The following is a 24,915-nucleotide window of genomic DNA, read 5'->3' as shown; positions in this document are numbered from 1 at the left end:
CCTAACGAAACGGCGTCATATGGCACCGCAGTCCCCCCTGACCGTCCTGCATCTGTTTCAGGAGCGCGTGCGAGCCACACCCCAGGCGATCGCGCTGATCACGTCGGACGGCGTTCTCACCTACCGGGCGCTGGACGCCCTGTCGAGTCGGCTGGCGAAGCGGATCGCCGGGCTCGGAGCGGCTACGGAGTCTCTCGTCGGGGTTCTCGCGGATCGCTCCGTGGTCCTCGTCGCGGCCCAGATCGCCGTGTTGAAGACGGGCTCCGCCTTCGTGCCGCTCGATCCGGCGACTCCGGCAGAGCGCCTCCACACCATGCTGGACGACGCCCGGGTCGTCGCCGTGGTGACCGACTCGAACTGGTCGGCGCGACTGACGCACCGCGACGCTCCTCCCCTGATCCTCGTCGAGGACCTCGAAGGGGAGGATCTCGAAGACAATGACCTCGAAGGCGGAGAGACCGCTCGGGCACACCCCGGCGGGCTCGCCTACGTCATTTACACGTCCGGCTCGACCGGGCGCCCGAAAGGGGTCCTGGTACCGCACGGCGGGCTGGTCAACCTGGTGCGATGGCACCACGAGGAGTTCGGCACCACGGCGGAGGACCGGACCGCGATCATCGCCGGCCCTGCCTTCGACGTCAGCGTCTGGGAGATCTGGACCTACCTGGCGGCGGGGGCGAGCATCGCGATACCGGACGCCGACACCCGGGGTTCCCTGACCTCCCTGCGCGACTGGGTCGTGGCACAGGAGATCACCGTGTGCTTCTTTCCCACGGCCGTCGTCGAAGCCCTCGTCGATCTCGACTGGCCGCCTGCGACGAAGCTCCGGATCATGTTCACCGCCGGGGACCGCCTCACCCGCTACCCGCCCCCGGGGCTTCCCTTCCGTCTGGTGAACGGCTACGGGCCCACGGAATGCTCAGTCCTCGCCACCGTCGCCGAGATACCCGCCCACGCCGAGAACACCGGCGCGCCCTCGATCGGCAAGGCCATCGGCGGCGTGGACATCCACCTGCTCGACGAGCATCTCGAACCGGTGCCGTCCGGCGAGGCCGGCGAGGTCTACATCGGCGGAGTCGGACTGGCCAGGGGTTATCTGGGGCGTCCCGAGCTGACGGCTGCGGCCTTCGTCCCGGACCCGTTCAGTGGATCGGCGGGCGCGCGGCTCTACAAAACGGGTGACTTCGCCAGGATCAGGCCCGATGGCCAGCTTGATTTCATCGGCCGCGCCGACCACCAGGTGAAACTCCGGGGTTACCGGATCGAGCTCGGCGAGATCGAGGCGGTGCTCAGCCGACACCCCCACGTGCAGTCCGCCGCGGTGCTCCTCCAGCAGGACCGGCTCGTCGCCTATGTCGTCATGACCGGTGGGGCGGTCGAGGAGTTGCGGGCGTTTCTCGGTGCCAAGCTCCCCGAGTACATGGTTCCCGCGCGCTTCATCCCGCTCACGGAGATGCCACTCACCCTCAACGGGAAGATCGACCGCCGTGCACTGCCCTCGGTCCGAGGCGCCGACGCGGTCCGCGACTCGGCATCACCTCGGACACCCACCGAAGCGGCCGTCGCCAAGGCGTGGCGGCGCGTCCTCAACCTGGAGCGGGTCGGCGTCCACGACGACTTCTTCGCATTGGGAGGTCATTCGCTCGCCGCGATGCGGATGGCCGTGCAACTGGAGGAGGCCCTGCGCAGGCCGGTTCAGTCGAGGATCTTCTTCGAGCATCCCACCGTCGCGGCCGTCGCCCGAGAGATCGACGGCGGAGTGAGGGAAGTGTCGCGGCCTCTCGTCCTCGGCTCGGTGAGCGAGTGGTCGCCGCTCTCACCCGCACAACAGCGGCTGTGGTTCATCGACCGCCTGGTTCCCGACAGCGCGCTCTACAACGTGCCGATCTCCTACACGATCGACGGCGACCTGGACGCCGCCGCGCTCGAACGCGCGGTGAACGAGATCGTCAGGCGGCACGAACCCCTGCGCACCCGCTACGACGAGCGGGCGGGCCTGCCCGCCCAGCACGTGGCCGCCTGGCGGCCCGTTCCCTTCGTCACCGCCGACCTGCGCGGGCTCCCGGGTGAGAGGCGCGCCGAACTCGTCGATGCCGACGCCCGGGCCCCCTTCGACCTCCGTACCGGCCCGCTGCTGCGGGGGCTGCTGCTGCGGCTCGCCGACGACCGGCACGAGCTCCTGCTGACCGTGCACCACATCGCGTTCGACGGCTGGTCGACGAACGTTTTCCTCGCCGAGCTGGGCGAGCTGTACGAGGCGTTCGTCACCGGGCGTCCCCCGGCACTGCCCACGCTCACCGCCCGCTACGCCGCCCTCACCGCCTGGTCGGCGGAGCGGCTCCAGAGCGTCGCCGAGGAGCAGCTGGTGTTCTGGGGCAGGCGCCTGGAACGACTGCCCGAATCCCTGGCACTTCCCTACGACCGCCCTCGCTCCCCGGCCAGGAGTCATCGCGGCGCGAAGCTTCGCCGTCCGTTGCCCACTGAGCTCGTCTCCACCCTGGAGTCGGTGGGCGTGCAGGCGCGGGCCAGCCTGTTCATGGTGATGTTCGCCGCCTTCCAGGTGCTGCTCCGCCGCTACACGGGCCAGGAGGACATCGTGGTGGGAGTGCCCGTCGCGGGACGTGACCACCCGGCGGCGGAACAGCTGGTCGGCTTCTTCACGAACACCCTTCCCCTCAGGGTCGACCTGCCGGGGGACCCCCTGTTCGCCGACCTGCTCCGCGAGGTGCGGCGGACGACTCTCGACGCGTCGGCCAACGCCGACGTCCCCTTCGAGCGGATCGTCGAGAGCCTCGGCATCGGCGGGGGAGCCGCCCACAACCCGCTCCTCCAGGTCCTGTTCGTGATGCAGCAGGAGGTGCCCGCCGCGCACGCCGCCGGAATCCGCGTCGCGACGAACGGGGAGATCGACAACGGCTGCGCCAAGTTCGACCTGCTGACGTCCGTCGACTTCCCGCCGGACGGCCCCGTGCTGACCGTCGAGTACAGCACCGACCTGTTCGACGCCGAGACGATGGGGCTGTTCCTCGCGCACTACGAGGAGGTGCTGCGGGGGGTCGCGGAGGACCCGCTCCGCCGGATCTCCGAGCTGCCGCCGGCGACGGGGACCGAGCCGCTGCGCGGCCCCCGTGCGAAGCCCGCCGACGCCTGCCCGCACACAGCGGTCGAGTTCGAGGGCGCCCGCCCCGCGCCCGTACCGGGGAGCGAGGTGTTCGTCGCCCCGGCGACGGCACTGGAGAAGGTCATCGCCATGAGCTGGGGCGAGATCCTCGGGGCGGAGGAGGTGGGGTCCCACGACGACTTCTTCACCCTGGGCGGCCACTCCCTCCTCGCCACGCGCGCGGCCTCGGCCCTTCGGGAGGCGCTGGACGTCGACGTCCCGCTGAGGGTCCTGTTCGAGGGACCCACCGTCGCCGCGCTGGCGAGGACGCTGCTTGACGAACACGGCCCAGGCCTGGAGGAGGCGGCCGAGCTGTTCCTGGTGGTCGCCACCTCCTCCGACGACGACATGGAAGTACTTCTGCGAGAGATCGGGGACACCAGGTGAACGGTGATCAGTTGTCGCCTCGCCGGCGCGAGCTGCTGGAGGCGCTGAGAAGGGAGCGGCGGCTACCGGCCCGCGCCGACGGCATCCCCCGACGCGAGCCGTCGGAGCGGGCGCCGATGTCGTTCTCCCAGCAACGGCTCTGGTACCTGGATCGGATGCTGCCGGGCGCGAGCCTGTACCTGGTGCCCGTCGCCTACCGGCTCCAGGGACCGCTCGACCACGAGGCGCTGGTCAAGGCGCTGAACGAGCTGGTCGCCCGGCACGAGAGCCTGCGGACGACCTTCGCCATGGACGGTGCCGAGCCAGTGCAGCTCATCGCGGCGGACCTGCGCCTGGACCTGCCCGTCGTCGACTGCGACGGCGAGGACGAGCTGTGGTCGCGGCTGGCGGCACTGGCCGTGGAGCCGATGGACCTGAGCCGCGGGCCCCTGCTGCGCGGGCGGCTGCTGCGGCGCGGTCCCGAGGAGCACGTCCTGCTGCTGACCTTCCACCACGCCGTCGCCGACGACTGGTCGCTTGAGGTGTTCAACCGCGAGCTGGGCGAGCTGTACGCGGCTCATCACGCCGGTCGGCCGGTGGAACTGCCCGAACCGGCCATCCAGTACCCGGACTTCGCGATCTGGCAGCGGGAGTGGTCGGCGGGCCCCGAGTACGACGCCCAGCTCTCCCACTGGCGGCGGGCCCTCGAAGGCGCCCCCCAGGTGCTGGAGCTCCTCCCCGACCGGCCGCGCCCGCCGGCGCAGTCGTTCGAGGGCAGGTCGCTGCCGTTCCGCGTCGAAGGGCCGGCGGAGGATTTCCACGTCTTCTGCCGCGCTCTGGGCGCCACTCCGGCCATGGTGCTGCTGGCCGCCTTCCAGGTCCTGCTGGCCCGCTACACCGGGCACACCGACATCGTCGTCGGCACCCCGATCGCCAACCGCGACCGCGCGGAGCTGGAAGGTCTCATCGGGTTCCTCACCAACACCGTGGTGATCCGTACGGACGTCTCGGGGAACCCCTCCTTCGCGGCGGTCGTGGCGCGCGTGCGCGAGGCGATGCTGGACGCGCACGCCAACCAGGGCCTGCCCTTCGAGAAGCTGGTCGAGGCGCTGCGCCCGGAACGTCACCTCAGCCGCAGCCCGCTCTTCCAGATGATGTTCATCTACCAGCAGGGAGCCGAGTCCCGGCCGGACCTGGACGAGCTGACCGTCACCCCCGTCCAGGTGCCCTGCGAGACGTCGAAGTTCGATCTGACGCTCGCCGTGCGGGACGGCGAGGACGGCATCGAGGGGTCCGTCGAGTACAGCACCGACCTGTTCGACGAGGCCTCGATCCGCGCTCTCACCCGTCACTTCGGCACACTCCTGGCCGCCGCCGTGGCCGACGCGGCGACGCCGGTGTGGGAGCTGCCGATCCTGTCGCCCGTGGAACGCGAGCGGATTCTCGTCGGGTGGAACCAGACCGACCAGCCGATCGGTGAGAACCTCGTTCACCGGATGTTCACCCTGCGCGCCCGGGCCGTCCCGGACGCCGTGGCCGTCGTGGACGAAGGCGGGGAGCTGACCTACCGGGAGCTCGACGCCGCTTCCGACGAGTGGGCGCGGGCTCTCCAGGCGCTGGGGGTCGGCCGCGGCAGCCTGGTCGGGATCTGCCTGGAGCGCTCCGTCGAGTTCGCCGTCGCCTTCCTCGCCGTGCTCAAGGCGGGCGGGGCGTACGTACCGCTCGACCCCGCACAGCCTAAGGACCGGCTGGCCTTCGTGCTCGACGACACACAGGCGGCTCTGCTGCTGACCTCGGGGCGGCTGGCCGACCGGTTCGCCGGCTCGCCGGCCCGGGTGGTCGAGGTGGAGACGCTCGACGGCTCCGGGGCGCCCCCGTTGCGGGAGAGCGGGACCGGCCACGACGACCTGGCCTACGTCATCTACACCTCCGGCTCGACCGGACGGCCCAAGGGCGTGATGGTCACGCATCGCGGTCTCGCCAACTACGCGGCCTGGGCCCGCGACGAGTACGCTCCCGTCGGCGGCGCGCCGGTCCACTCCTCCGTCGGGTTCGACCTGACCGTCACGAGCATGTTGGTGCCGCTGCTCGCCGGTGGCACGGTACACCTGCTGCCCGAGGGCGTGGGGGCCGAGGGGCTCGGCGAGGCGCTCCTGGCCAGGCGGGCGCCGTACGGCCTCACGAAGATCACCCCTGCTCACCTGGAGGTCGTGGCGCACCAGCTCCCGCCGCACGAGGCCGCGGGGAGGACCAGGAGTTTCGTGATCGGCGGGGAGAGCCTGCTCGCCGAGAACATCGCGTTCTGGCGCCGGCACGCTCCGGAAACCCGCCTGATCAACGAGTACGGTCCGACGGAGACCACGGTCGGCTGCGCCACCTACGAGGTCTCCGAGCGGTCGCCGGTCACCGGGGCGGTCCCGATCGGCCGTCCCATCGCCAACACCAGGCTGTACGTCCTCGACCCCCTGCTGAACCCGGTCCCCGTCGGGGTGGCCGGTGAACTCCACGTCGGCGGGGCGGGCGTCGCCCGCGGCTACCTGAACCGCCCGGGGCTGACCGCCGAGCGGTTCCTGCCCGACCCGTTCTCGACGTCGGGCGGCGAGCGCATGTACCGGACGGGAGACATCGTCCGTTACCGCGCCGACGGCAACCTGGAATACCTCGGACGACAGGACACCCAGGTGAAGCTGCGCGGGTTCCGCGTCGAGCTGGGCGAGATCGAGGCCGTGATGACGCGCCTGCCGGCCGTCGCCGAGGTGGCGGTGACGCTCAGGGAGGACACCCCCGGCGACAGACGCCTCGTCGCCTACGTCGTGGAGTCCGGCGACGGTGACCAGGGCGGTGCCGGCGCGCTGCGCGAGGCGCTCAGAGCCGAACTGCCCGACTACATGGTCCCCTCCGCGTTCGTCGTCCTGGACGCGCTGCCGCTGACGGCGAACGGCAAGGTCGACAGGGCCGCGCTGCCCGCCCCGTCCTCCGGGCCGGTCCCCGAGCCCGCGCGCGACAACGAGATGGAGGGGGACGTGGAGGGGATCGTCGCGGGCGTGTGGAGAACGCTGCTCGGCCGGGACGACATCGGGGCGCACGACAACTTCTTCGAGGCCGGCGGCCATTCACTGCTGCTGCTGGCCGTACACGGGAGGCTGGTGGAGCTGTTCGGCGACCGGCTCACCGTCACCGACCTGTTCCGCCACCCCACGATCCGCTCGCTGGCCGACTTCCTCGTCGCGGGGGACCCCGCCAGGGCCACCGTGGCCGTAAAGGCCGCCGTACCCTCCGGCGGCGCCATCGCCGTCATCGGGATGGCCTGCCGTTTCCCCGGCGCCCGTACACCGGAGGAGTTCTGGAGGAACATCGACGACGGGGTGGAGGCCGTCCAATCCTTCTCCGACGAGGAGATCCTCTCCGACGGAGGCGATCCCGCCCTGCTCGGCGACCCCGCCTACGTCAAGGCCGGCACCGTACTCGCCGACATCGACCGGTTCGACGCGGGGTTCTTCGACCTCACCCCCCGCGAGGCGGAGATCCTCGACCCGCAGCACCGCCTGTTCCTGGAATGCTCCTGGGAGGCGCTGGAGTACGCGGGGTACGACCCGCACCGGTATTCCGGGCAGATCGGGGTGTTCGCCGGCTCGGGCAGGAGCACCTACCTGACCGACAACCTCCTCCAAGCCCCCGAGGTCGTCCGCGCGGTCGGTGAGTACCAGCTGATGCTCAGCACCGAGAAGGACTTCCTGCCCACCCGTGTCTCCTACAAGTTCAACCTGCGCGGTCCGAGCATCAGTGTGAACACGGCCTGCTCGACCTCGCTGGTGGCGATCCACCTCGCGGGAGCGAGCCTGCGGTCGGGCGAGTGCGACCTCGCGCTGGCCGGCGGGGCGAGGGTCGAGGCGGCGCAGCGCCGCGGTTACCTCTACCAGGTGGGCGGCATCGAGTCCCCGGACGGCCACTGCCGTCCGTTCGACGTGGACGCGCAGGGCACGTTCGGCTCCAGCGGCGTCGGAGTGGTGGCGCTCAAGCGGCTTGAGGACGCGATCGCCGACGGCGACGTCATCCACGCGGTCATCCGCGGCTCCGCGGTGAACAACGACGGCGCGCGCAAGGTGGGCTACGTCGCCCCCGCCGTCGACGGGCAGGCGGAGGTGATCGAGCGGGCGCTGGCCGCGGCCGGCGTCTCCCCGGGCACGATCGACTACATCGAGACGCACGGCACGGCGACGCCGCTCGGCGACCCGATCGAGGTCGCCGCCCTGGCCCAGGTCTACGGGCGCGAGGAGACCTCGCGGCCCTGCGCCCTCGGCTCGGTGAAGTCCAACATCGGCCACACCGACGCGGCCGCCGGCGTCGCGGGACTGATCAAGACGGTCATGGCGCTCAAGGACGGCACACTGCCCGCGAGCCTCAACTTCAGCGCGCCCAACCCCAGGATCGACTTCGACGGCACGCGCTTCTACGTCAACACCGAATCGCGTGCCTGGCCCACCGGTGACGGCCCTCGCCGGGCTGCGGTCAGCTCGTTCGGCATGGGTGGCACGAACGCCCACGTCATCCTTGAGGAGGCGCCGCGGATCCCGCCCAGGGACACCGCCGACGACCCGGAGCTTCTCGTCCTGTCCGCCAGGACGCCCTCCGCGCTCGACGCCGTGACCGAGCGGCTCGGCGACCACCTGCGCGACCACCCCGAGGTGAGCCTCGCGAGCGCGGCCACGACGCTGCGGCTGGGACGGCGCGAGCTGGACCACCGGCGGACGCTCGTCTCCGCCGACCGTAAGGCCGCCGTCGAGATCCTGACCGCGAAGGACCCGCAGCGGCTCCGCTCGGGAACGGCCCGGCGGACGCGTGGCGTGGCGTTCGTCTTCCCGGGGCAGGGGTCACAGTACCCGGCCATGGGCGCGGGCCTGTATCGGCGGGAGGGCGTGTTCCGCGCGACCGTCGACCTCTGTTCGGAGTTCCTGCGTCCGCACCTCGGCCTGGACCTGCGCGACGTCCTCTACGCCGGCGACGGCTCGACGCTGCAGCAGACCTGGCTGACTCAGCCCGCCCTGTTCGTCACCGAGTACGCCCTCGCCCGCCACCTGATGGAGTGGGGAGTGCGGCCCGCGGCCATGGCGGGCCACAGCATCGGCGAGTACGTCGCCGCCTGCCTGGCCGGGGTCTTCTCCGTCGAGGACGCACTGAGACTGGTTAGCGCCAGAGGCCGCCTGGTCCAGGACCTGCCCTCGGGGGCCATGCTCGCCGTGCCCCTGCCCGAGACGGAGGTGCGCTGGCTGCTGGACGAGGAGTTGTCGCTGGCCGCGGTCAACGGGCCCGCGCTCTGCGTGGTGGCGGGCCCGCACGCGGCCGTCGCCGCGGTCGAGGAGCGGCTGTCGCGGCGCGGCGTCACCTGCCGGCAGCTGCGGACCTCCCACGCGTTCCACTCCTCGATGCTGGACCCCGTGCTGGACGCCTTCGCCGCCGAGGTGGGCCGGGTGTCCCTCCAGCCACCCAGGCTCCCCTACCTGTCGAACGTCACCGGATCGTGGGTCACCGCCGAGGAGGCGACCGACCCGGCCTTCTGGGCACGGCACCTGCGGGAGACCGTGCGGTTCGGCGACTGCGCCCGGATCCTCCTGGAGGAGGGCCACGCCGTCGCCGAGGTGGGACCCGGCCGTACACTCGCCACGTTCCTGCGGAACCGGGACGCCGGCCGGCCGGACCGGCGGGAGGAGGGCGGGCCGGAGACCCCGGCGAACGCCGTCGTCACGCTGATGCGGCACCTGGCCGACGACACGGACGACCTCGCCCACGTGCTGGACGGGGTGGGCCGGCTCTGGCTCGCCGGCGTGCCGGTCGACTGGGCCCGCCTTCCAGAGGGCGGGCCGCGAGTGCCCCTGCCCACCTACCCGTTCGAGCGGAGGAGGCACTGGGTCCAGGGGCGGGGCATGCCCGCCCAGCCGGCGGAGGAGCCCGCCGGTGACCTTTCTCCGCTTTCCTCACCGGAGGTTGCGGCCGGCGACGCGACGCGGGCACGCGTCGCCGCGGTGTGGGAGGAACTCTTCGGCATCACCCCCATCGGGGACCACGACGACTTCTTCGAACTGGGCGGTCACTCGCTGCTGGCCACCCAGCTCGTGGCCAGACTCCGCTCGGTCCTCGGGGTGGAGATCCCGATCGAGGCTGTGTTCAAGCACCCCACCGTGGCTCGTCTGGCCGCGTCGCTGCCGGAGTCAGGGACCGTCACCGAGGAGCGTCCCGAGTCCGTCACCAAGGAACCGCCGGAGAAACCGGACGACGGGGAGCATCCCGAGTCCGTCACCAAGGAACCTCCGGGCGAGGTCACGGAGGAACCGCCGGGGAAAGCGGACGACGGCCCCCTGCCGCTCTCCTTCGCGCAGCGGCGCATCTGGTTCCTGGACCAGATGTACCCCGACCAGCGCGCCTACACGATCGCCGTGCCGCTGGAGCTGGAGGGCGAGCTGGACGAGCGCGCCCTGCAGGCCGCCGTACAGGAGATCGTCCACCGGCACGAGGTGCTTCGTACGACCTTCCCGGTGTCCGGCGGGGAACCGGTCCAGCTGGTCGCCGCGCCCGGCCCGGTCGAGCTGCCGGTGATCGAGGTTCCCGATATGACGGCCGCCGAACGGGTCGCGTCCGAGCTGGCGCGGACCCGGTTCGACCTGGCGGAGGGGCCCGTGTTCCTGCCCACCCTGCTGCGGGTGGGGCCGACGCACCACGTCCTGTCCCTGAACATGCACCACATCGTCTCCGACGGGTGGTCGATGGGGATCATGGCCAGGGAGCTGGGGGTCCTCTACAACGCGTTCGCCGCGAACCGCGAATCGCCGCTGGGCGACCTGTCCCTGAGCTACGGCGACTACACGCGGTGGCAGCGCGAACGGGTGGAAGAGGTCCTGGAACCCGAGCTGGCCTACTGGACGCGGCAGCTGGCGGGCGCGCCGCCGGCCCTGGAACTGCCGACGGACAAACCACGGCCGCCAATGCAGACCTTCGACGGCGCGGTCTCCACCCGGCTGCTTCCCCTGGACCTGACGGACCGGCTGCGCGGGCTCAGCAGGGAGCACGGGCTGACCCTCTACATGACGCTGCTCGGCGCGCTGCAGACGCTCCTGTACCGCTACACCGGGCAGTCCGACATCTGTGTCGGCTCGCCGGTGGCCGGGCGCACCCGAGCCGAGCATGAGGAACTGATCGGGTGTTTCCTGAACACACTCGTACTGCGTACCCGGCTCGACGGCCAGATGTCGTTCGGTGAACTCCTTCCCCAGGTCCGCGAGACGGCCCTGAACGCGTACGCGTGCCAGGACGTCCCGTTCGAGCGGCTCGTCGACGCCCTCAACCTGCCCAGGGACCCCAGCAGGAACCCTCTCTTCCAGGTCATGTTCAACCTGATGAACCTGCCCTCGGACGAGGTGCTGATGGATGGGCTGCGGGTCCGCAGGCCGGATGTCAACGCGGATGCCTCCCAGGTCGACCTGGGGCTCTACGTCTACGAGGTGGAGGGCGGGCTCGACTGCCATCTGAAGTACAACACGGACCTCTTCGAGGAGCGCACCGTCGAGCGCATGCTCGGCCACTTCGAGACCCTGCTGGAGGCGTTCGCCGCGGATCCCTCGATCCGGCTCGCCGACGTCGAGTTCCTGACCCCCGCCGAGCGCCGTGAACAGCTCGTCGAGTGGAACGTCTCGGCGGATGACCAGGTACCCGCCTGCCGTATCCACGAACTGGTCGAGCGGCAGGCCGACCGCACCCCCGAGGCGATCGCGATCACCTTCGACGGGCTCTCGCTGACCTACCGCCAGCTCGACCGGCGGGCGAACCGGCTGGCGCACCGTCTCCGCTCGCTCGGCGTCGGCCCCGACGTGCTGGTGGGGGTGGCCGTCGAACGCTCGCAGACGATGATGGTGGCACTGCTGGCGGTGCTCAAGGCCGGTGGGGCGTACGTACCGCTCGACCCGATGTACCCGCGCGACCGCCGGACGTACATCCTGGAGAACTCCGGGGCCGCGGTCCTGATCACCCAGGAGGGACTCCTGGGTGACTACGGCGGGTACGGCGGGCAGACGGTCCTGCTGGACGCCGACATCGAGCAGGAGAGCGCCGACAGACCCGAGGTGCCGGCTCCCGCCTCAAGCCTCGCCTACATCATCTACACCTCGGGATCGACCGGCCGCCCCAAGGGCGTGGCCGTCCCGCACTCGGCGGCCGTCAACCTCCTGCACTCCGTGGGGCGCGCGCCGGGGATGAAACCGTCGGACACGCTCGTGGCCGTGGCGAGCTTCGCCTTCGACATCTCGGTCCTGGACATGTTCCTTCCGCTCTCCGTCGGAGCCCGGGTGGTGATCGCGACCCGCGACCAGGCGTATGACGCGACGAGGCTGGCCGCCCTGATGGCCGCGGAGAACGCGACGTTCCTGCAGGTCACGCCCGCCACCTGGCACCTGCTGGTGTCGTCGGGGTGGCAGGGGATACCCGGGCTCAAGGCCGTGACCGGAGGGGACGCGCTGCCCGCCGCGCTGGCCGCCGACCTGCTCGACCGGACCGGCGAGCTGTGGAACATGTACGGCCCGACGGAAACGACGATCTACTCGACCGGAGCGCGGGTCCACAAGGACGGCGGCCCCATCACGATCGGCCCCCCGATCGCGAACACCCAGGTCTACGTGCTCGACCCCGCGATGCGGCTCCTTCCTGTCGGCGCCGTCGGCGAGATTCACATCGGCGGCCTGGGAGTCACCCGGGGCTATCTCGGACAGCCCGACGTCACCGCCGACCGGTTCGTGCCCGATCCCTACGGGCCCGTTCCGGGGGCGCGGCTCTACCGCAGCGGGGACCTCGGCCGGTTCCGGCCGGACGGCACCGTCGAGTTCGTCGGGCGCAATGACGCGCAGGTGAAGGTGCGCGGCTTCCGGATCGAACTGGGCGAGATCGAAACCCAACTGCTGGCGCACCCCACGGTGCGCGACGCGGTGGTGGTCGTCCGCGAGGAGGACGGCGCCAAGGAGATCGTCGCCTATCTGCGGCCGCACCCCGGCCAGGACCCGGTCGATGCCGGTGAATGGCGGACTTACCTGCGCAGGAACCTGCCCGACTACATGGTGCCCACGGCATTCGTGACGATGGAGGACTTTCCGCTCACTCCGAACGGCAAGGTGAACCGGCAGGCCCTGCCCGCTCCCGACCGTAACCGCTCCTTCGACGACAGTGGTTACGTCGCGCCGAGGACCCCGCTGGAGACGGCTCTGGTCACGCAGTGGGCGCAGGTACTGGGCGTGGAACGTCTCGGGATCGACGACAACTTCTTCGACCTGGGCGGCGACTCGTTCAAAGCCGTGCGTGCCGTCAGGGGGAACGACCTCTCCGCCGGTGTGCTGGACCTTTTCAACAACCCGACCGTCCGCTCGTTCGCCGAGCACGCCGGAGAACGGAGCACACCGGAGAGCGGAGAGCGGAGCACGAGGCTCTTCCACGAGCTGACGCCACCCCGTGCCAAGGGGGACTCCCCCTTGACGATCGTCTGCCTGCCGTTCGCCGGCGCGGGTGCCATCATCTACCGGTCGCTCGCCGCCGCCGCCCCGTCCGGGGTCTCCCTGTACGCGCTGGAGCCTCCAGGCCACGATGTCAACCGGCCGGACGAACCGATGCTCCCGATGGACGAGCTTCTGAGCCGCTGCGTCGAGGAGATCAAGGAGCGGATCACCGGCCCGCTCGTGCTCTACGGGCACTGCATGGGGGGCGCGATGACCGTCGCGCTGGCCGAGCGGCTGGAGTCCGAGGGGATCGACTTCGCCCGGCTCTTCATCGGCGGCCATTTCCCGGCGCCACGCCTGCCGGGAAGGCTGGCCGACCTGCTCCACAGGATGTTCCCGATAGAGCGCCGTACCTCCAAGCGCGCCCAGCTGGACTTCCTGCGCGCCATGGGATTCTTCACCGACGCCCTCACCGATGAGGAGCAGGCGTTCCTGATGCGGGTGTTCTTCAGGGACGTCGAGAACGGTGAGGACTACTACACCGCCCGGTACCGAGACGGCGGGGCCCGCAAGCTCGCGGCGCCGATCGTCTCCGTGATCGGAACCGCCGACCGGGCCACCGAGCTGTACCAGGAACGGTTCAGGGAGTGGGAGGAGTTCTCGGACTCGGTGTCCCTGGAGCTCATCGAGGGGGCGGGCCACTACTTCCAGAAACACCAGGCAGCCGAGCTCATGGACATCATCACCTCCTATCATGGGCGGCCCGACGGCCGGAGCGGGAACGAACAGGCCCGGAATGATCACATGGAGAACGGCCGGGCCCGGGAGGAGCGGGCCGGAACACCGCCGGCGCGGACCTCACAGCCGAGCCTGCGGACGTTCTCCCTCGTCGCGGCAGGGCAGATCGTCTCGGTCATCGGCACAGGTCTGACCACGTTCGCCATGGGCCTGTGGGTCTACCAGCGGTCCGGGTCGATCTCACTGTTCGCCCTCACCACGGTCCTGGCCCTGCTGCCCGCCGTCGTGCTGGCACCGGTCGCCGGAACGCTGGCGGACCGCTGGGACCGGCGAAAGATCATGATCTTCGCCGACACCTTCGCCGCTGTGGGGACCCTCGGCCTCGGTGCCCTCTACCTGTTCGGCCACCTTGAGCTCTGGCACATCTTCGTCGCCGTCGCCATCGGCTCCTGCGCCAACGCGTTCCAGCAACCGGCCTATCTGGCCGCCGTCACCCAGCTCGTGCCCAAGCGGTACTACGGGAGGGCGAACGGCATCACCCAGCTCGGCAGCGCTGTCAGCACGACCCTGGCTCCCCTGCTGGGGGGCGCGCTCGCCGCCGCCATCGGGTTGCAGGGCATCATTCTCATCGACCTGGTCTCGTTCCTGGTCGCGGTCACGATCAATCTCAGCATCCGGTTCCCCGACACGCTCTTCGTCAGGAAGGAGGAGCCGTTCGGCAAGGAGCTCATCGGCGGCTGGCGTTACATCTCGCGGCGGCACGGCCTGATGGCCATCATCGGCTTCACCGTCGTGCTGAACTTCATGATGGGAATGGTCGAGTTGCTGGCGACCCCCCTCGCGCTGTCGCTGGGTGACACCTCCGTGCTCGGCATGGTTCTCGCCGCGAGCGGTGTCGGGCTGCTGGTGGGCAGCGCTCTCATGGCCGTGACAGGCGGTCTGCGCCGTCGCACCACGGGCATCCTCGGCAGCTTCGGCCTGATCGGTCTGTCGATGGTCGTCATGGGGCTCTGGCCGCACCCGGTCTTCCCGGCTCTCGGCCTGTTCGGCATAGGCCTGGCCACCGCCGGGGTCAACACGCACTGGCTCTCCATCGTCCAGGCCAAGGTCGGACTCGAACTTCAGGGCCGAGTGATCGCGACCACTCTCATGCTCAGCTGGATGATGGTGCCCGCCGGATTCCTGCTGTCCGGGCCGCTCGCGGAGCACGTCTTCGAGCCGCTCGCGACCAGTCCGGGGCGAGGCATCGCACTTCTCATGATCACTGCCGGTGTCTGCACGATGCTGCTCGGTCTCGCCGCCTATCGCTACCGGCCGGTTCGCCTTCTCGAAGACGACCTGCCGGACGTCATCCCCGACGCGAAGATCATCACCGACAAGGACGTACTCCAGGAGCTGGCCGACCGCCAGCTCGTCATGAAAGAAGGGGCCACCCGATGACCGCCGACCTCTACACCGTCGTGGTGAACCACGAGGAGCAGTACTCCGTCTGGGCCGCCGGCCGGGCGATCCCCAACGGCTGGCGCGAGGTGGGGAAGACCGGTTCCAAGGAGGACTGCCTGGCCTACATCCAGACCGAGTGGACCGACATGCGCCCGCTGAGCCTGCGCGGCGAACTCGGCGGATGAGCACTCATCGCGCGCGGGCACGTCCCCGCGGCAGGTGAATGGTGCGGGGCTGATTTGAAGGGGCGGCCGACCGGCCGCAAACAGTGAGGCTGGGCGGGGTCTGTGACCGCCCAGCCTCACCCGTTTCGGCCTGGATCTACTAGCGGGTCACCTTGACGTCGTCGATGCCGGCCTCGACCAGGGGTTGGAGGCCGCGCCGAGCTGCTGGAACACCTGGGTGGTGGTGGAGCCGACGACCTTCACGCGCAGGAAGTCGGCGGTGGAGGAGTTGGAACCGTGCGCGCTGACCGTGGTGCCGAGCTGCTTGGCGCCGCTGGAGGTGGTGGCCTGCGGGACGCCGCGCTCCCACTGGCCCGAGGTGGCGGTGTCGGTGCCCGAGGGGTTGGTCGTCCAGCCGGTCGAGGTCTCGAAGGTGTCCTGCCAGACGATCGTCGGCGGCGTGGCGGTGGCGGTGGTCCACACCGCGTAGGCGATGGCGTCGGCGTTGCGGTTCAGCGCGGTGTCGCTGATGTTGGCCGTGGTGTCGCAGGCCCGGTGATAGCAGGGGTCGAACGCCTGGCCCGACGTACCACCCCAGAGGGTGGCCTGGGCGCTGGTCTTGACGCCCTCGGCGCCGGTGAAGGTGCCTCCGGCCGGGATGCCGACGGCGATGAACGGACCGTAGTCGGAGCGGCCGTCGAAGTCGGTGCCCCGGGTGGCCACGCCGATCGAGGTGAAGTACGCCTGGAGCGTCGCCTCCAGCTGCGCCGAGCCCGCCGGGCCGGGGCCCGAGCCGACGCCGTCGGAGTTGTCGCCGTCGTAGACGAAGTAGCCGGCGTTGGGCGAGCCGACCATGTCGAAGTTGTAGTAGCCCTTGACCTTGGCCCGCTCGGTGGCCGAAAGGCTGTTCACGTAGGCCTGCGAGCCGCGCAGACCCAGTTCTTCCGCGCCCCACCAGGCGAAGCGCAGGTGCTTGGTGGGAGCCAGGGACTGGCGGGAGACCTCCAGGGCGGTCTCCAGGATGGCCGCGCTGCCCGAGCCGTTGTCGTTGATGCCGGGACCCGCGGTCACGCTGTCGAGGTGGGCGCCGACCATGAGGATGTCGTTCGGGTCGCCTCCGGGCCAGTCGGCGACGACGTTGTAGCCGGTCGCGCCGCCGTAGGTGAACGACTGCAGGGTGGTGGTGAACCCCGCGCCGTCCAGCAGGCCCTTGACGTAGTTGGCCGAGGCCAGATAGCCGGGGCGGCCGTGCGCGCGGTTGCCGCCGTTGGCGGTGGCGATGGACTGGAGTTGGGTGAGGTGTGCCTTCACGGCGGTCAGCGAGATGTCCGGTGGAACGGCGGCCGACGCCGATGGTGCGGTGAATGCCAGGGGGATGGCCAGGATCGCCGCCATGCCCATGGTCCACAGACTGCGCATCATGCTCCTCGGGTTTGAGGGTGTGGGGGTCCCCCGAGCGGCGCGCACCCGTGGTGGGTGCGCGCCGTACAGCGTGGTGGTGCGCTTTGCTGGATTTTGTAGCTAGCGGGCCGCGCCCTCGGGAGCCGTCGCGGTCCGTGCCGCGGTCCTGGCGAGCGTCGCGGCGTTGCGGTCGGGGATGCCCGTCAGGTCGTAGGCGAAGAACGCGGTGGCGTAGCCGATGGCCTTGGAGTTGCGGTCGAGCGCGGTGGCGTCGATGTTGTCGATGCCGTCGCAGGCGGCGTGGTAGCAGGGGTCGTAGGCGACACCGGCGGTCCCGCCGAACTTGGCGGCCTGCTCGGCGGTCTTGATGACCTCGGCGCCGCTGAAGATGCCTCCGGCCGGGATGTCGTTGGCGATGAACGCGCCGTAGTCGGAGCGGCCGGTGAAGTCGGTGCCCTCGAAGGACAGGCCACGCTTGCCGTAGAACCTCTCCAGGCGCTTCTCGATCTCGGCCGACCCCGCCGGACCGGCCGGGGCGCCCTCGCCGTCGGAGTCGTCACCGTCGTACAGGAAGGCGCCGCCGTTCGGCGAGGCGATCATGTCGAAGTTCAGGTAGAGCCTGATCTTGTCACGCTCGGCCTGGGACAGGCCCTCGACGTACTGCTCGGAGCCGAGCAGACCCAGCTCCTCGGCGCCCCACCAGGCGAAGCGGAGCTTGTACTTGGTCGGCACCTTGGCCAGCTTCAGCGCGGTCTCCAGGACGGCGGCGCTGCCCGAGCCGTTGTCGTTGATGCCGGGGCCCTCGGGCACGCTGTCCAGGTGCGCGCCGACCGCCACGATCTCGCCGGACTTGCCCCAGCGGGAGTCGGCGATCAGGTTCTTGGTACGGCCGACCGTGGTCTTGGCGTCCACCTTCAGGCGGACCGTGGTGTTCGGGTTGGCGGCCAGGTCCAGGCCGACGGCCGTGCTCGCCATCACGATGGGGAAGCCGAAGCGCCACTCGACGATGTCGAAGAGGAGCGGGTCGGTACGGCCGGGCTGGCCCTCGTTGAAGAAGATCACACCGGACGCGCCGGCCGCCTTGGCGTTGGTGGCCTTGTCGACGAACGGGCAGGTGCCGCGCTGGAGCAGAGCGATCCGGCCGGGGACGAACCCGGCGAAGTCAGCGGTCTCGCAACCCGCGGTCGAGGTGTTCGGGTTCGGCGGCGTCGGAATGATCGCGTCGACGACCTGGATCTGGGCGGTGACGTCGCCTCCGCTGGAGGAGATCACCGTCACGAAGTCGGCGGGGTTGGCGTAGGTCTTCGCCACCGGAGCCGTCTGCTGCAGGATGGCGGGGCTGAACTCCTGCCAGTCGAGCGGGAACTCGACGTCGGTCGTGGAGGTCTTGTATCCGGCCTTGTTGAGCTTGTCCTGTACGTAGGCCAGGGAGGCGTCGTAGCCGGACGTGCCCGCCGCCCGGTTGCCGCCGTTGGCGGTCGCGATCTGCTGGAACCTGTCCAGGTGTTTCTTGACGTTGCCGCCCTTGATCTGTGTCGCGAACGCGTTGGCGAGGACGTCCGGGACGCTGGGGGCCGCGATGGTCGCGCTCGCCGGTGCGGTGAAGGCGAGGGGGAGGGCGATGGCCGTGACCAGGGTGGCGGTCTGGACCATGCCGCGTCGTAACCTCAGGCGCATAACGCTCCTAGGGGTGGAACGGAGGGGGATTCCCTATTACGTACATGGCGGAACGTACCGTTATCGATCGCGTTCGCCTAGATGTGCTGACACCGAGTTGCAAGAAAAGTTATCAAGCCCGACCCTGTCAGGGTTTTCTCAGGGGCGTCTCGGGAACGTGGCGGTTCCGGTTGTTCGTTTGACTGGACGAAGAACACCGATTCGGGGAGAGGCACCGTGTACCGTTCGAGAAATCACAAGATAATCGCCGGAGTCTGCGGCGGGATCGCGGACAGTCTCAACCTGCCGCCCACCCTCGTCCGGGTGCTGTGGCTGCTGCTCTCGCTCATCCCGGGACCGCTCTGGGTCGCCTACGTGCTCATGTGGATCTTCATCCCCAAGGCGCCGGAGGCTCGCTACTGAAAATAGGCTGGGGGTATGAGGCAACGCCCCCTGACCCTGGTCCAGGACGACCTGGTCGACTACGAGAAGGCGATGGAGCGGATGACCGACCTGGTCGGTCAGCGGCAGCGCGACGAGCGCCCCGACACGCTCTGGCTGCTCAGCCACCCGCAGGTGTACACCGCGGGGAGGCGAACCCTTGAGCAGCACCTGCCGGATCCGGCTCACGGCATCCCGGTCGTGAGCACGGGTCGCGGCGGCCAGCTCACCTACCACGGCCCCGGCCAACTGGTCGGGTACCTGATCGTCAAGCTCGGCGAGGACGAGGGGATCGTCGACTACGTCCGGGAGGTCGAGCTGAGGCTCGTCGCGGCGCTCGGCGCGCTGGGAGTCGCGGCCGAACGCCGCGACACCCCGCCGGGCTCGGAGTTGCTGACCGGCGTGTGGACCGTCGAGACGGGACGCAAGATCGTCTCGATCGGCATGCGGCAGAGCCGGGGCGTCACCAGCCACGGGTTCGCCCTCAACGTCGACGGCGACCTGACCCCGTGGGACTGGGCGGTGGCCTGCGGCATGCCCGAGGTCGACATGACCTCGATGCGGCGGGAGGCCCCCGCCACCGCGGCCATGGAGCGGGTCCGGGCCGCGGTGGCGGAGGCGTTCGAGGCGAGCTGACCGGTTTTTCGGGGTGACCCGGATCCGCGCCGGTCGATCCTCAGACGGTGACCGGCGCGGGTCTCGGGAAGCGGGCCGGCCGGAGCCCGGTCAGCCGATCGGCTCCTTACCGGCCGGGTCGAGCTCGTCGATCGTGCGGCGCGGGCCGGTGAACCAGTGCCTGGCCGACAGCGCCCACCACAGGCCCACGCCCAGCACCATCACGCCGACCACGATCGGCGCGTAGTTCACCGCGCTCCAGGTGAAGTCGTCGCTGAACGGTACGGCCGCCGGGACCAGCGGCATGATGAAGTAGATCGAGACGATGACGATCTCGACGATGGCGATCCAGCACATGACCCGGTACTTCGATCCCAGCGTCCAGGGCCCCGGCTCGAACCGGTCGCCCATCCGCAGCCGGAGCCAGATCGGGATCGCGAAGGCGATGTAGAGGCCGATGACCGCCACCGAGACGACCGCGTAGAAGGCCAGCGGCAACCCGCCGGGGGCCTCGTACAGCGCGGGCAGGGTGAGGACCAGCGCGGCCGCGCAGCCGAAGATGATCGCGTTGACCGGGGTCCGGTTGCCGTCCACCTTCGACCACAGGCGCCAGCCGGGGACGGCGCCGTCCCGGGAGAACGCGTAGGTCATCCGGGACATCGAGGTCACGCAGCTCATCCCGCAGAAGAACTGGCCGATGGTGGAGATCGTGAAGATCGCCGTGGCCAGGTTGCCGGGGAGCGCGCTGTCGAAGATGGCGCCCACGAAGCCACCCGCCTCGTTGACCGCGGTCACGTCGGTGGCCGCGAACAGGAAGGCCAGCAGCAGGATCCAGCCGCCGATCGCCGAGTAGAAGATCGACTGCCACAGTCCCCTGGCGGCGGCGGTGGAGGCGCCCTGGGTCTCCTCGGACACGTGCGCGCACGCGTCGAACCCGGTGATCGTGTACTGGGTCAGCAGGAATCCGAGGGGCAGCACGTAGAACCAGTAGGACGAGTCGGAGAAGCCGGAGTTGTTGATCGTCTCGGTGAAGACGAACGACATCGACTGGTGCGAGTCGGGACCGAAGATCAGGATCAGCACGATCACCGCCGCGCCGAACACGTGCCACCACACCGAGACGTTCTGCAGCAGCGAGATCAGCCGGTGGCTGAAGATGTTGATCAGTGCGTGCAGCACCAGGACGATCGCGAACAGGATGAACGCGTTGGTCAGGGTGGGATTCCAGCCGGGGAGGAACCGGTTGAGGGTGATGTTCAGGAAGGTCGCGCAACCGTAGTCGACCGAGGCCGTCACGGCGATCAGGCCGATGAGGTTGAACCAGCCGGTGAACCAGCCGTGGATGGGCCTGCCCATCTTCGCGGCCCACCAGTAGATGCCGCCGGCGGTCGGGTAGGCCGACACCAGCTCTGACATGCAGAGCCCGATGATCAGGATGAAGATCGAGATCAGCGGCCACCCCCATGAGATCGCGATGGGGCCGCCGTTGTTCCAGGCCTGGCCGAACGTGGTGAAGCAGCCGGCCAGGATGGAGATGATCGAGAAGGAGATGGCGAAGTTCGAGAAACCGCTCCAGGTTCTGGAGAGCTCCTGCTTGTAACCGAGTTCGGCGAGCCGTCTCGCGTCCTCGTCGACCGACGTTGGCTTGGTCACGCAAGCCTCCTAGCGTGGTGGTGCGGGGGGTGGAAATCCGGTGCTCGCGCCCCGGACGTCATCGACGAGCCGGCCGAACCCCGGGTCGTCCAGGTCTCGTACGGCCTGTGAGAACTTGTCGGCCGCCTCGGCCTCGTAGTCGAAGTCGGCGGCGGCGGCCCGCTCCTTCAGCAGCCCGTGGTGCACGGCGAACCAGAGCGTCCAGGTCAGGTTGGACATGATCAGGTTGAGCCGGACCCTGGAGGTGAGCCGCCGGTCGTCGGTGCCGAAGTAGGCGCGGGCCAGCCGGGTGGTCAGGTCCGGGTCGTAGTCCGCCTCGGCGGCGATGTCGCCCAGTTCGAAGGCGGGGTCGTTGTTCCCGGAGAGCTGGTAGTCGACGATCCTGACCTCGGCGCCGCAGCGGATGAAGTTCTCCGGCAGCAGGTCGTTGTGGCACGGCACCTTGGGCAGCGGGTCGGCGGCCAGCGCCCGTTCGATCTCCGCCGCCGCGGCGAGACGGTCCTGGTAGCCGTCGGGTGTGCCCAGTTCGTGGGTACGGCAGAGGGTGAGGAACTCGTCGAGCTTGCGGAAGATGGAGAAGTCGTTGACGAACCGGGGCCCGGCGTGCAGCCGGCGGCAGGCCGCCGCGATGGGGCCGGGAAGCGTCCGTACGGTGTGCGCGTCCAGGGTGACGCCGTCGAGATACTCCAGCACCAGCGCGCCGGGCAGCCGGTGCAGCACCCTGGGACCGACCCCCGCGTCCGCCGCGTGGACGGTGTTGGCGATCTCCTCGTCGAGTGGTATGCCCAGGCCGGCGGCCGACACCCGGGGATCGAGCACCCGCAGCAGCCAGCGCTGTCCGTCGGCGGCGTCGAGCCTGGCGATCCGATGGCTGAGCCCGCCCTTGATCGGTGTCTCGGTCACGGGCTGTCCGGCCCATTTACGGACATCCTCTAGAGGATCTGGCATGCCGCTCTCCTTTGGCCTACCTTCAGACCATTGATCCGATTCTGCGGACGAGGTGTTACAGAGGGGTTGCGGACTTTGAAACTTCCCAGCTCTGCACGGGCCGTCGTGATCGGTGGCGGGGTGGCCGGGTGCAGCGTGGCCTATCATCTGGCAAGGCTTGGCTGGACCGAGGTGATACTCGTCGAACGTCACGAACTCACCGAGGGGACCACCTGGCATTCGGCCGGATTCGTGGGCCAGCTCCGCTCCACGGTCACCCAGACCAAGATGATTATGTATTCGGCCGGTCTCTATCCCGAGCTGGCCGAACTCACCGGCCTGGACCCGGGGTGGCACGGGGTCGGCGGTCTCCGTCTGGCGACCACGCCCGAGCGCCTGGAGGAGTCCCTGCGCCTGGCCGGGGCCGGGGAGACCTACGGGCTGGGGCTTGAGATGCTCTCCGGCGCCGAGGCGAGGGAGATGTCCCCGCTGCTGTACGCCGACGACGTGCGGGCCGCGCTCTGGCTGCCCGGGGACGGCTGGCTGGATCCGGCATCGCTGGCCAGGGCGCTGGCGGCCGGGGCGCGGAAGCTGGGCGTGCGGATCCTCACCGGGACTCGCGCGGTGGGGCTCGACGTGGCGGGCGGGGCGATCACCGGTGTACGGCTCGCTTCGGGCACCGAGGGAGCCGAGGATTTCGAGGAGTGGCCGGTCCGGGCGGAGACCGTGGTCGTCGCGGCGGGTGCGGCCAGCGGGCGGGTCGGGCGGCTGGCCGGGGTGGACATCCCGGTTGTGCCGATCAAACACCAATATGTGGTCACCGAGCCTTTCGGGGTTCCTTCCTCCATGCCCACGGTGCGGGATCCGGACAACATTGTCTATTTCCGGGAAGAGAATGGCGGCATTCTGGTCGGTGGATATATCCGCAATCCGGAAATCTGGTCCACGGCTGCCCCGCTTGAGGAGCCTCGGACCGTCTTTCCCCCCGATATGCCGAAATTTCAGGAATCGTGGGAGTCGGCGGTACGGCGGGTCCCCGCCCTGGCCGGTACCGAGATCACGAAGGTCGTCCACGGCCCCGAGGCGTTCACCCCCGACGGGGAGTTCCTCCTCGGCGAGACCTCGGTCCGCGGGTTGTGGGCGGCGGCGGGCTTCTGCGTCCACGGTCTGGCCGCGGCCGGCGGCGTGGGCAAGGTGATGGCCGAGTGGATCGTGGACGGCTCACCCGAGTACGACGTGTTCGGCATGGACCTGCGACGCTTCGGGCTCCACGCCCGTTCCGCGGCGTGGAGCCGCGCCAAGGCCCTGGACTCCTACTCGAAGTACTACGACATCGTCTACCCGGGCGAGGAGCGGACCGCCGCCCGGCCGCTCCGCCGCTCTCCCGCCTGGGTCCGGCACGCGGAGCTCGGGGCGGTGTTCGGCGAGAAGGCCGGCTGGGAGCGGGTGAACTGGTTCGAGTCCAACGCCCGCCCGGCGGCGGAGCCCGACCGGTACCGTCCCCTGGACGACGGGGATGTCCGCTCGGAAGGCCGGGGTCTCCGGAAGGACGGCCGGGACGCCCGTGAGAACGGCCGGGGCCTCCGCCCTGCCGGGTGGGCAGGGCGGATCTGGTCACCGGCCGTCCGCGAGGAGTGCCTGGCCACCCGCGACGCCGCGGGCCTGTTCGACCAGACCTCGTTCGCCAAGCTGGAGGTGGCGGGGGCAGGAGCACTGGAAGGGCTGCAACGGGCGTGCGCCGGACAGCTCGACAGGCCGGTGGGCTCGATCGTCTACACCCAGCTCCTCAACGCGCGCGGTGGGGTCGAGGCCGACCTGACCGTCACCCGCCTGGCCGACGATCGCTTCCGGTTGGTCACCGGCACCGCCTTCGGCGTCCACGACGCCGCCTGGCTCCGTGGCCAGGGACTCGACGTCCGCGACGTCACCTCGGCCCATGCCTGCTACTGCCTGTGGGGCCCGCGAGCGCTCGACATCCTCGGCTCCGTCTCCGGCGACGACCTGACCTTCGGCTACCTGAGGGCCAGGGAGATCAGCGTCGGAGGAGTCCCGGTGCTGGCCCAGCGGGTGACGTTCGTGGGCGAGTTCGGCTGGGAGCTGTACTGCCCCTCGGAGTACGGCCTGACGCTCTGGGACACGCTCGTGGCGGCGGGAACGCCGTATGGCATGCGCCCGGCCGGGTACCGCGCGATCGACTCGATGCGCCTGGAGAAGGGCTACCGCGTCTGGGGCCTGGACATCACCCCGGAGACCACCCCGTACGAGGCGGGTCTGGGCTTCGCGGTCGCCGGGGACAAGGACTTCCTCGGCCGTGCCGCCCTGGAAGCCGCCCACCGCCCCGTCGACGACGGTCGCACACCGGCTGTGCCGGCCGCGAGTCCAACGGCCACGGTGCCCGCGCGGCGCCTGTTCTGCCTGGTCCTGGATGATCCGCGTCAGGTCTGCCTCGGTGGCGAGCCGGTCCGCTCCGGCGGCCTGCCCGCCTCGCGGGTGACCAGCGGCGGGTACGGCCACCGCGTCGACCGCTCGATCGCCTACGCCTACCTGCCCGAGGTCACCGCCCCGGGCGACCGCGTCGAGGTCGGCGTGACCGGCACCTGGGTGGGCGCCGCCGTCGCCGCCGAACCCCTCTACGATCCGTCCTCCGAACGTGTCCGTCGCCTGCCGCCGAGTTCCTCCGGATGATCAGGACTGATCATCACCTCTGACCCGCCATACGCCTGACCCGAGAGAAGGGCCGCCCACCGCCGATTTCCGGTAAAGCCCGTCACCGACCTGCACATCGGCGATCCTGGGCTCCGGAGATGGTTCCAGATGCACCCCCCGGGACGACCACGGCTCCCACGAGCACGGACAGTAGCCGTGAAATACCCCGAGGGGGTTA

Annotated in this window: 10 protein-coding genes; 6 read left to right on the top strand and 4 right to left on the bottom strand. The window is 70.0% G+C overall.

What is annotated here, in order from left to right:
- Positions 1-67 precede the first annotated feature (67 nt).
- Genes IG98_RS0133785 through IG98_RS0133775 form a run of 3 tightly spaced genes read left to right on the top strand, consistent with a single transcriptional unit; the run spans position 68 to position 15,359 of the window.
- A complete protein-coding gene (locus tag IG98_RS0133785) occupies positions 68-3,547 on the top strand; it encodes a non-ribosomal peptide synthetase (protein WP_169750229.1) in 3,480 nt (1,159 codons plus the stop codon).
- Positions 3,544-15,171 carry a hybrid non-ribosomal peptide synthetase/type I polyketide synthase gene (locus tag IG98_RS54430; protein ID WP_084195840.1) on the top strand — a complete coding sequence of 3,876 codons (11,628 nt, stop codon included), beginning with the start codon at positions 3,544-3,546 and terminating at the stop codon, positions 15,169-15,171. Before IG98_RS0133785 ends, IG98_RS54430 begins: the two co-directional genes overlap by 4 nt.
- The gene (locus tag IG98_RS0133775) at positions 15,168-15,359 is read left to right on the top strand and encodes an MbtH family protein (protein ID WP_030921712.1); all 192 of its coding nucleotides are present in this window, start codon (positions 15,168-15,170) and stop codon (positions 15,357-15,359) included. The genes IG98_RS54430 and IG98_RS0133775 overlap by 4 nt, the downstream gene beginning before the upstream one ends.
- 147 nt (positions 15,360-15,506) lie before the next feature.
- Here IG98_RS0133775 and IG98_RS0133770 read toward each other — a convergent pair whose 3' ends face one another.
- The gene (locus tag IG98_RS0133770) at positions 15,507-16,760 is read right to left on the bottom strand and encodes a M28 family metallopeptidase (protein ID WP_245651831.1); all 1,254 of its coding nucleotides are present in this window, start codon (positions 16,758-16,760) and stop codon (positions 15,507-15,509) included.
- A 99-nt stretch (positions 16,761-16,859) separates the two neighbouring features.
- Positions 16,860-18,416 (bottom strand): M28 family peptidase, encoded by a 1,557-nt coding sequence (locus tag IG98_RS0133765; protein ID WP_030921708.1) that lies wholly within the window; start codon positions 18,414-18,416, stop codon positions 16,860-16,862.
- 216 nt (positions 18,417-18,632) lie between these two features.
- Between IG98_RS0133765 and IG98_RS0133760 the strand changes: the two genes are divergently transcribed.
- Positions 18,633-18,818, top strand: a complete 186-nt coding sequence (locus IG98_RS0133760) for a PspC domain-containing protein (protein WP_030921705.1) — start codon at positions 18,633-18,635, stop codon at positions 18,816-18,818.
- Between the two features lie 15 nt (positions 18,819-18,833).
- Positions 18,834-19,472 carry a lipoyl(octanoyl) transferase LipB gene (gene lipB / locus IG98_RS0133755; protein WP_030921702.1) on the top strand — a complete coding sequence of 213 codons (639 nt, stop codon included), beginning with the start codon at positions 18,834-18,836 and terminating at the stop codon, positions 19,470-19,472.
- Positions 19,473-19,562: 90 nt separating this feature from the next.
- Here lipB and IG98_RS0133750 read toward each other — a convergent pair whose 3' ends face one another.
- Positions 19,563-21,104 (bottom strand): amino acid permease, encoded by a 1,542-nt coding sequence (locus IG98_RS0133750; RefSeq protein WP_030921699.1) that lies wholly within the window; start codon positions 21,102-21,104, stop codon positions 19,563-19,565.
- Between the two features lie 9 nt (positions 21,105-21,113).
- Positions 21,114-22,052 carry a choline kinase family protein gene (locus IG98_RS45620; RefSeq protein WP_169750228.1) on the bottom strand — a complete coding sequence of 313 codons (939 nt, stop codon included), beginning with the start codon at positions 22,050-22,052 and terminating at the stop codon, positions 21,114-21,116.
- 105 nt (positions 22,053-22,157) lie between these two features.
- On the opposite strand from IG98_RS45620, the gene IG98_RS0133740 reads away from it, so the two are divergent.
- Positions 22,158-24,716, top strand: coding sequence for a GcvT family protein (locus IG98_RS0133740; RefSeq protein ID WP_281178563.1), 2,559 nt, complete (start codon positions 22,158-22,160; stop codon positions 24,714-24,716).
- Positions 24,717-24,915: the final 199 nt, after the last annotated feature.

It is taken from the genome of Streptosporangium amethystogenes (genome assembly GCF_000721075.1).
GTDB classification, from domain to species: domain Bacteria; phylum Actinomycetota; class Actinomycetes; order Streptosporangiales; family Streptosporangiaceae; genus Streptosporangium; species Streptosporangium amethystogenes.
The sequence above is the reverse complement of the archived record's forward strand: the minus strand, read 5'-3'. Positions and strand labels throughout refer to the sequence as shown.

Excerpts from the sequence above, each read along its gene's own strand:
- lipB (WP_030921702.1), top strand. The coding sequence starts at position 18,834 with ATGAGGCAACGCCCCCTGACCCTGGTCCAGGACGACCTGGTCGACTAC.
- IG98_RS0133775 (WP_030921712.1), top strand. The coding sequence starts at position 15,168 with ATGACCGCCGACCTCTACACCGTCGTGGTGAACCACGAGGAGCAGTAC.
- IG98_RS45620 (WP_169750228.1), bottom strand. The coding sequence starts at position 22,052 with ATGCCAGATCCTCTAGAGGATGTCCGTAAATGGGCCGGACAGCCCGTG.
- IG98_RS0133765 (WP_030921708.1), bottom strand. The coding sequence starts at position 18,416 with ATGCGCCTGAGGTTACGACGCGGCATGGTCCAGACCGCCACCCTGGTC.
- IG98_RS0133770 (WP_245651831.1), bottom strand. The coding sequence starts at position 16,760 with ATGATGCGCAGTCTGTGGACCATGGGCATGGCGGCGATCCTGGCCATC.